The organism is Frankia sp. CeRuru1 (genome assembly GCF_977966315.1).
This window is the reverse complement of sequence record NZ_CDWWEW010000019.1, coordinates 22082-29443: the sequence shown is the minus strand read 5'-3', so window position 1 is coordinate 29443 and position 7362 is coordinate 22082. Positions and strand designations below refer to the sequence as shown.

Annotated in this window: 7 protein-coding genes and 2 tRNA genes; 4 read left to right on the top strand and 5 right to left on the bottom strand. The window is 69.2% G+C overall.

Translation table 11 applies throughout. The annotated features are described in order from the left end of the window. Positions 1–257: 257 nt before the first annotated feature. Together tig and AC08OP_RS02845 are read right to left on the bottom strand one after the other, a co-directional pair. The gene (tig, locus tag AC08OP_RS02850; RefSeq protein WP_476612758.1) at positions 258–1694 is read right to left on the bottom strand and encodes a trigger factor; all 1437 of its coding nucleotides are present in this window, start codon (positions 1692–1694) and stop codon (positions 258–260) included. Between the two features lie 57 nt (positions 1695–1751). After that, positions 1752–1824: transfer RNA gene (locus tag AC08OP_RS02845), tRNA-Pro, on the bottom strand. A gap of 47 nt (positions 1825–1871) precedes the next feature. Between AC08OP_RS02845 and AC08OP_RS02840 the strand changes: the two genes are divergently transcribed. After that, a tRNA-Gly gene (locus tag AC08OP_RS02840) sits at positions 1872–1945 on the top strand. A 133-nt stretch (positions 1946–2078) separates the two neighbouring features. On the opposite strand, the gene AC08OP_RS02835 is transcribed toward AC08OP_RS02840, so the two are convergent. Beyond that, positions 2079–3203 (bottom strand): acyl-CoA dehydrogenase family protein, encoded by a 1125-nt coding sequence (locus AC08OP_RS02835; protein ID WP_476612757.1) that lies wholly within the window; start codon positions 3201–3203, stop codon positions 2079–2081. A gap of 33 nt (positions 3204–3236) precedes the next feature. On the opposite strand from AC08OP_RS02835, the gene AC08OP_RS02830 reads away from it, so the two are divergent. Next, positions 3237–3719 carry a hypothetical protein gene (locus AC08OP_RS02830; RefSeq protein ID WP_476612756.1) on the top strand — a complete coding sequence of 161 codons (483 nt, stop codon included), beginning with the start codon at positions 3237–3239 and terminating at the stop codon, positions 3717–3719. Positions 3720–4484: 765 nt separating this feature from the next. On the opposite strand, the gene AC08OP_RS02825 is transcribed toward AC08OP_RS02830, so the two are convergent. Together AC08OP_RS02825 and AC08OP_RS02820 are read right to left on the bottom strand one after the other, a co-directional pair. Next, positions 4485–4664 (bottom strand): hypothetical protein, encoded by a 180-nt coding sequence (locus AC08OP_RS02825; protein WP_476612755.1) that lies wholly within the window; start codon positions 4662–4664, stop codon positions 4485–4487. Positions 4665–4672: 8 nt separating this feature from the next. Continuing rightward, on the bottom strand, positions 4673–6187 hold the full coding sequence (locus AC08OP_RS02820; RefSeq protein ID WP_476612754.1) for a transposase: 1515 nt from the start codon (positions 6185–6187) through the stop codon (positions 4673–4675). Positions 6188–6204: 17 nt separating this feature from the next. Between AC08OP_RS02820 and AC08OP_RS02815 the strand changes: the two genes are divergently transcribed. Both AC08OP_RS02815 and AC08OP_RS02810 read left to right on the top strand, forming a co-directional pair. Then, complete coding sequence (locus tag AC08OP_RS02815) at positions 6205–6735, top strand: class I SAM-dependent methyltransferase (RefSeq protein ID WP_476612753.1); 531 nt, start codon at positions 6205–6207, stop codon at positions 6733–6735. A gap of 39 nt (positions 6736–6774) precedes the next feature. Then, on the top strand, positions 6775–7074 hold the full coding sequence (locus tag AC08OP_RS02810) for a hypothetical protein (RefSeq protein ID WP_476612752.1): 300 nt from the start codon (positions 6775–6777) through the stop codon (positions 7072–7074). Positions 7075–7362 lie beyond the last annotated feature (288 nt).

The following is a 7362-nucleotide window of genomic DNA, read 5'->3' as shown; positions in this document are numbered from 1 at the left end:
CTTCCCGCCCGATGTTCGCGCTGGGCGTGAGGACGGGCCAGTCCGGCCGGCCCGGGGCCGGTGGGCGCTCATGGCCAGCCGGGCGCGGGCTGGTTCGGCGCGGCGCCGTCCGGTCACGGAAGGCGGCGATGGTGAGACGAACAGCGGGGGCTGGCCACGGTTCCGGGTGGGAACGGTGACCAACCCCCACGATGCGCCTGTTATGACCCGATGGTTGCTTCGGGAGGAACGCGACCGCGCCAGCGGCGAGGCGCCGATCAGCCGTTGCCGTCGGTCTTCGCCTCAACCGGCTCAACCGTGGCGTCCCCGGGGGCGACTGCCTCCGCCGCGACGGTGACGTCGTGGTCATGATCCGCGTCCGCGTCGGCGCCCGGCTGCGGACGGGCCGGCAGAGCGAGCTCGACGGAGGTCCCCGCGCTGTCGACGACTTTGGCGTTCTCCAGCAACAGGAAGAGCGCCTTGGTCCGCAGGACATCGGCCATCAGGGCCGTCAGACCCTCGCCCTGCGCAAGCTGCTGAGCGTAGACGTCCGGCTGCACCCCGGAGCGCTGGGCACGCAGGATGAGCTGCTCCATCAGCTCGCCCTGGTCGATCCCAATCGACTCGGCATCGATCACCGCGTCCAGGATGAACTGGGAGCGGATGGCCTTGCCGGCGGACTCGCGGACCTCCGCGTCGAACTCCTCCTCAGTCTGGCCGAGGGTCTCCAGGTAGGACGTGCGGTCCGTGCCGATGTACTCCAGCTCGCGGGAGAGGCGGTGCTCACGGGCCTCGATCTCGCCGACGAGCAGCGAGCCGGGCACCGGCACCTCCACCCGCTCCAGGAGGCTTTCCAGCAACTTCTCCCGGGCCTGGCCGACCTGTTCGGTGCGGCGCGACTGCTCCAGGCGCGCCCGGATGTCCGCGCGCAGCTCGTCGAGGGTGTCGAACTCGCTGACGGTGGTCGCGAAGTCGTCGTCCAGGGCCGGGAGCTCCTTCTCCTTGACCCCGTGGACCGTCGCCGTCACCTGGGCGGGCTGACCGGCCTGCTCGCCGGAGAGCAGCTCCGTGGTGAAGGTACGGGTCTCGCCGTCCGTGGCGCCGATGATCGCGTCGTCGAGACCCTCGACCAGGTTGCCACTGCCGACCTCGTAGGACAGCCCGGTCGCCTCGGCACCCTCGATCGGCGTGCCGTCCGCCTCGGCGGACAGGTCGAGCGAGACGTAGTCACCCGCCTGCACGGCCCGCTCCACCGGCGTGAGCACCGCGAAACGATCACGCAGCGCGCCGACCTGCTCCTCGACCTGCTCGTCGGTGACCTCGACGGCGTCAACGATGACCTCAAGCTCCGAGAACTCCGGCAGGGTCACCTCGGGCCGGACGTCCACCTCGGCGGTGAAGACGAGCTGGCCGCCGTCGGCGAACTCGGTGATGTCCACCTCGGGCCGGGACAGCACGTCGACCTCCTCGGCCTGCACGGCCTCGGAGTAGAGCTGCGGCAGCGCCTCCTGGACGGCTTCGTCCAGGATGACATCCCGGCCCAGCCGCTGGTCCAGGATGCGCGGCGGGACCTTGCCCGGCCGGAAGCCCGAGACCCGGACCTGGCGGGCAAGCTTGCGATATGTGGCCTCGAGCGAGGGCTTGAGCTCGTCGAAGGGCACCTCGACAGTGAGCTTGACCCGGGTCGGGCTGAGGGTCTCCTTGGTGGCCTTCACGGCGCGGCGGTCTCCTGGTACGACGTTGGACAGGGGGTGACACGCCGAGGCTATCGGTCGGGGCGGGGAGACTCGAACTCCCGATCTCCTGCACCCAAAGCAGGCGCGCTAGCCACTACGCTACGCCCCGAGGCGTTGCCTGCTCATTCTACGGGGTAAGCTCGCATCGATCACCTCGCGGGTGTAGCTCAATGGCAGAGCCCCAGCCTTCCAAGCTGGCCATGCCGGTTCGATCCCGGTCACCCGCTCCACTCTGGGTGGGTTGTGTCCGCGCGGGGGGCGGACCTCGTCGTTCCGCCAGGCCTACCGGGAGGGCCGAGCCCCCCCCGAACCCCCCCGCATGCTAGGTGGATCCTGCTCCGGGCGTGGTTGGTCTCTTGCCGGTCAGAGGGAGCGGGCGATGAGCTCCTTCATGATTTCGTTGGTGCCGCCGTAGATCCTCTGGACGCGGGCTGCGGCGTACATGCGGGCGATGGGGTATTCGGTCATGTAGCCGTAGCCGCCGAAGATCTGTAGGCAGCGGTCGACGATCTCGCACTGCTTGTCGGTGGCCAGGTATTTGGCCATGGACGCGGTTGCGCCGTCGAGCCGGCCAGCCACATGCTCGGTGATGCAGTGGTCGATGAAGGTGCGCAGCGCCAGCGCTTCGGTACGGCACTCGGCGAGCACGAACCGGGTGTTCTGGAATTCCAGCAGGGGTTTGCCGAACGCCGTGCGCTCCTTGGCGTAGGCGATGGCCAGGTCGACGGCGTGTTCGGCGGCAGCCGCGGCATTCACCGCGATGGACAGCCGTTCCTGCGGCAGCTGCTGTACCAGCTGCATGAAGCCCTGGCCCTCGGCCGGACCGAGCAGGTTGGCCGCCGGCACCCGCATGTCGGTGAAAGCCAGCTCGCGGGTGTCGGTGCCCATCGCGCCGATCTTCTGCAGCACCCGGCCGCGTTCGAACCCTTGCAGCCCCTGGGTTTCCGCCACGATCAGCGACAGCCCTCTGCCGCCGGGCGCGTTGCCGGTGCGGGCCACGATGATGAGCAGGTCACAGTGGGTACCGTTGGTGATGAACGTCTTCGCACCGTTGATCACGTAATGGTCACCCTCGCGCCGGGCTGTGGTGCGCACGGCCTGCAGGTCGCTACCGGTGCCCGGTTCGGTCATCGCGATCGCGCCGACGAACACACCGGACGCCAGTCTGGGCAGCCAGCGCTGCTTCTGCTCGTGGCCGCCGTAGGCGTTGATATAGTGCGCGACGATCGGGCTGTGCACCAGGTAGGCCCAGCAGTCGTCGGCGATGTAGCCCTGCTCGCGCAACACCACGGCCTCGTGCGCGAACGTGCCGCCACCGCCGCCGTACTCGATGGGGCAGCTGATGCACAGCAGGCCGATCTCGCCAGCCTTGTTCCAGAACTCGCGGTCGACCGCGTGCTGTTCGGTCCACCGCTCGTGGTTGGGTTCGGATTCCTTGGCCAGGAAGGTGCGGGTGAGGTTTTGGAGCTGGTCGAGCTCCTCGGTCATCCACGATGATCGGTAGGTCATAGTCTGTCCTCGGTGGCCGGTGAAGTTGCCGGCGATCCGTTCGGCGATCTTCGTCGCGGTGGCAAGGGTTTCGGTGTCGGGGACGACCTGGCCGATCTACCCGATCTGCCCGTCAAAGGCCGCGGTCGCCGCGGTGTTGACGATGACGGCTTCTCCGATGCCCATGCTGTCCGACGGTACGGCAGGCTCTGCAAATGGTCAGCGGTGCTCGGCGTCCCCGCGCAGGGCAGCGCGGCCAAGATCGGCAGAGCCCACGACGCCGCCGTCGCCCGCATGTACGCCGAGCACCCCGCCCAGCTGCGCTACCTGCGCCGCGCGCTGATCGACCCGGAACACGACAACACCAAGATGATCATCTTGCTTGCCGACCTCACTCTCAGCCAGGTCCGCGGCCTACGTGCCGCCGGCATTTCCACCAAGCCCGATCCAGAGCACACCCAGGCGCTGGGCATCCTGATCCGCGAACTCGGCCCTGATCCGCGAACTCGGCCCTGATCCGCGAACTCGGCCCTGATCCGCGAACTCGGCCCTCGCCTGCGGCAACCCGTGGTCGAGTAGTTCTGGAACCACCTCGCCCAGGACGCGCCCACCGCCGGGCCACCGCCAGAGCCGACGATCAAAATCAGACCAGTCCCGCGCCCCTGACACAGGGCTCCGGCGTGCCTGCGGTGACGTTCTCCCGTGCCGCGGCGGGTGCGGCCGAACCCGGCGGTGTCTTCCGGCCCGGTTCAGCCTGGCCACCCGGTTCAGCCGCGCGGCGTGGAGCGGTCGGTGAAGCTTCGGCTGCAATTCGGATGCAAGAGGTATTTTGCGGGGGCTTCCCGACTGCGGACCGGATGCGGATCAAATATTCAGTGGAGGCCGATGGTGAGGCGTCGTGGCTGGCTCCCGGTAGCCGCGTGTGTGGGGGTCGGCCTTAACGGCATCCGGCTGCGCGGCCGGGTAGGTGCCATCGACGTCATCGAATCGGTGGACCATGGGCATCCGGGAGGCGAGCCCGGCTCGGACGACCCTCACGCGCAGCGTCCGTCGTACATCCTCCTCCTCGCCTCCGGAGTGCGTCTCGGCCCCGAGCATCGCCGCGCGGCCGACACATACGCGCGTCGGCACGGCCGCGAGGTCCTCAACCTGGTCCCAGCCGAGATGTCGGCGCACCGGATCCTCGACCTGGCGCGGATGGTCGACCCGTCCACCTACCGGTCAGCCCGGCTGGCCCGCGGTCGCGGGGCCTTCCAGGCGGTGCTCGTCAATGCAGAGGTGCTAGCCCGCACCGGCCTCACCACCGCGGACAGCACCGATCTCACCGATCTCACCGAGGCCGAGCTCGTGGCCGTGCTCGAGACGTGCAAACGGCACGCTGCCGCCTCCACCGACCTCGCCGTGCTGCCCGGCCTGGTCGGTGCCGAGCCGGACAACGATCGCACCCGGCTGTCCGTGCACCGCGCCGCCTATGCATGGGAGCCCGCCAGACGGGTCCTGCCCGCGCTGTGGGACGCCGCCATCCTGCTCGGGGCTACCAGCAACCCGCTCGCGGCACTCACGGCGGTGACGATGTCCTGGCTGCAGCCGGTCGCCGTGGGCGGTAGCCGGCTACGGGTGACGCCCGGGACGCTGCGGCGCAGCATGCTGACGCGGCGACGCGGTGACCTCCTCCAACTGGTGGGGATGCCGAGCCGAACCCGTGAGCTTCTCGGCGCACCGACCATCGGCCCGGATCCGGCGACGTGCCCGCGGGCTCCACGGCCGATCAGAATGGCGGGCAGGCCCACCCCCACGGAGGTCACCGAGAGGAGATCCCAGTACCGGCGGGATCTCGCCAACGGTCTTGACCGGTTCCTCGAGCCGCCTCGCACGACCTGCCCGTGGTGCGGCGGAAACGACCTCTCCGTGCGCAGGAGCAGGGTGCGGTATTTGTATTCCGGGTCGGTCGCGCGGCACCGCCGGCCGTACCGCTCGAAGATGACCCGGCGTCGCACGTCGCCGATCGTCCTGTTCGCCAGGTGGACGACATGGAACGGGTCGATCGCGTGCACGGCGTGGGGCAGCGTGTCGCGGACCGCCGCCTTGTAGATCGTGGACATGTCGGTCGTGACCGCCCAGATGTTCTCCCGCCACGCGCGGGCCTGGGCCTGAAGCCAGGCGGTCGTCGCGGCGGCGGTCCGGCACTCGGTCTGGCCGAGCAGGCCGTTGCTGCCGGAGGAATCGACGAACACGGTCTGCCACCGGTTCGCGTCCTCCACCCAGCGGCCCGCCGGGGCGTCCCAGTGGTACCGTGCCCGGCCCCGGCGATGGTCGTCGATCCCGAGCACCCCGACCAGCGGCAACGGCCCGGACACCGACCGGTGTGCCCGCGGCGTCGGCTCGGGCCCGGCCGTCCCGGCGGGCTCCGCGGGCCCGGCCACCCCGACGTTATCCGCCCCTTCCGCCTCCGCGGCGTCGTCGGCGTCGTCGGAATGGCCGGTGGGCTGCTCGGCCGGGAACGCCTCGTCGGGGTCAGTGAGCATGATCTCGACGGCCTCAGCGAGACGGACAAACGCCCCGTGCGCCGTGTGCCAGGAGATCCCGAGCGTCGCGGCGACCCGGTCGACCGGGACGAGCCAGTCCCCGCACAGATGGCCCATCCTCGCCCGGCCCGGCGCCGAGACCCGCGCCCCAGGCTCGGCGACCGGCCCGTCCTCGGTGAAACTGTCCCGGCCACAGGCGGCGTTCTCGCAGTACAACCGGCGTTTGTGCCAGGTCAGCGTCATCGGCAGCGCCGTCAGGTGCACCAGCCGCTGGCTGCCGGCCTCCTTGACCCGCCTCGAAGCCGCCCCGCAGTCCGGGCAGCACGCGACCACATCCGCGGACGTCACCAGATGCGCCGACCACCAGCCGTCCGCCTCCCGCTCGAGATCGGCGACCTCGACCCCACCCAGCCCACACAACTCGGCAACCACGGCACCGCTCATATTCGACACACGCACCCGCTCGCTCGTTGATCATGTTCCTTAGACAAAACACGATCTTTCCGGATGGCGGGTGCGGCCCATTTCCCGACCCCACGATCGACTACACGCAGTCACCGCGGGCCATCGCGATCCGTCAGTGCGCAGACACGGCCTCTAGCGAAATGCGGAGAGCCCCCTATCTCCACCGGGCCAGCCTGTCGATACCGACGCCCCGTCGCTGGTTGGACGTGGGAGGTGGCCATGGACATTTCTGTAACGTGGCGAGAACGGTCTGGCCGACGACCTCGTTCGACGCACTCGACATCGGGGCGAGCATCGAGGATGCGGAACGCCGACGCTGGGTAGATCGGGCCTACCGCGGGTTATTTCCCGATATCGCCGCCGATCTGGCCGACCAGTACGACGTCATCAGCATGTTCCACTACCTCGAACACACCCGGGATCCGCTGGCCGAGCTGGATGCCGCCGCACTCGCGCTGGCCCCGGGCCGCCATCTGCTGATCGAGGTACCGAATCCGGAGAGCCCCGCGGCCCGTATGTACCGCCAACTGTGGCCGGGATAGCTGATTCCGCAACATCAGCACCTTATGCCGGCGGCCAATTTGGCAGCTGCCCTGAACGAACGTGGCTTCGCGGTCCAGGAGATCCGGTTCGGTGATGTCCATCAGCAGGGGGACCCGGTGATGGCCCTGTATGGGCTGCTCCAGACCGTCGCGCCGTCACCGTCCTCAGCGTGGCGCACCGAGGAGGATCCAGGACGCCCGCGGAGGATCCGGGCGCTGACCGCGGCCGCCATGGTCCCCGCATTCGTAGCAGGCCTGGCCCTGGACGCGATGAGCCGGCCTTATCTGACCGCCGGCAGCCGGTCGAACGCCTACCGCATCCTCGCCCGTCGGATGTGAACCGGAGCGCCATATTCCCGCCACCCGCGCGTGATGGCCATGAATGGCCATGAACCGTGAGTGCCGGACACCACGGAACCATGGTGTCCGGCACCGTGCCGGCCAAAGAACCCGGGCGGGCATTGCCGATCGGAATCCGTTCCGGACGCCCTCGCCAACGCCGCTACACGTTCCTCCTAGCGGTTCGCCGTATTTCAGTGGCGCTCCGTCCAAGTTCTCTCGTCAGCTCAGGCCCAGTCCCAGCCCCAGTCCTTCTTGTCCTTGCCGTCCCAGTCCTTCTTGTGCTTG

Coding starts and splice junctions, on each gene's coding strand:
- AC08OP_RS02835 (WP_476612757.1), bottom strand. CDS start 3,203: ATGACCGAGGAGCTCGACCAGCTCCAAAACCTCACCCGCACCTTCCTG.
- AC08OP_RS02815 (WP_476612753.1), top strand. CDS start 6,205: ATGTTCCTTAGACAAAACACGATCTTTCCGGATGGCGGGTGCGGCCCA.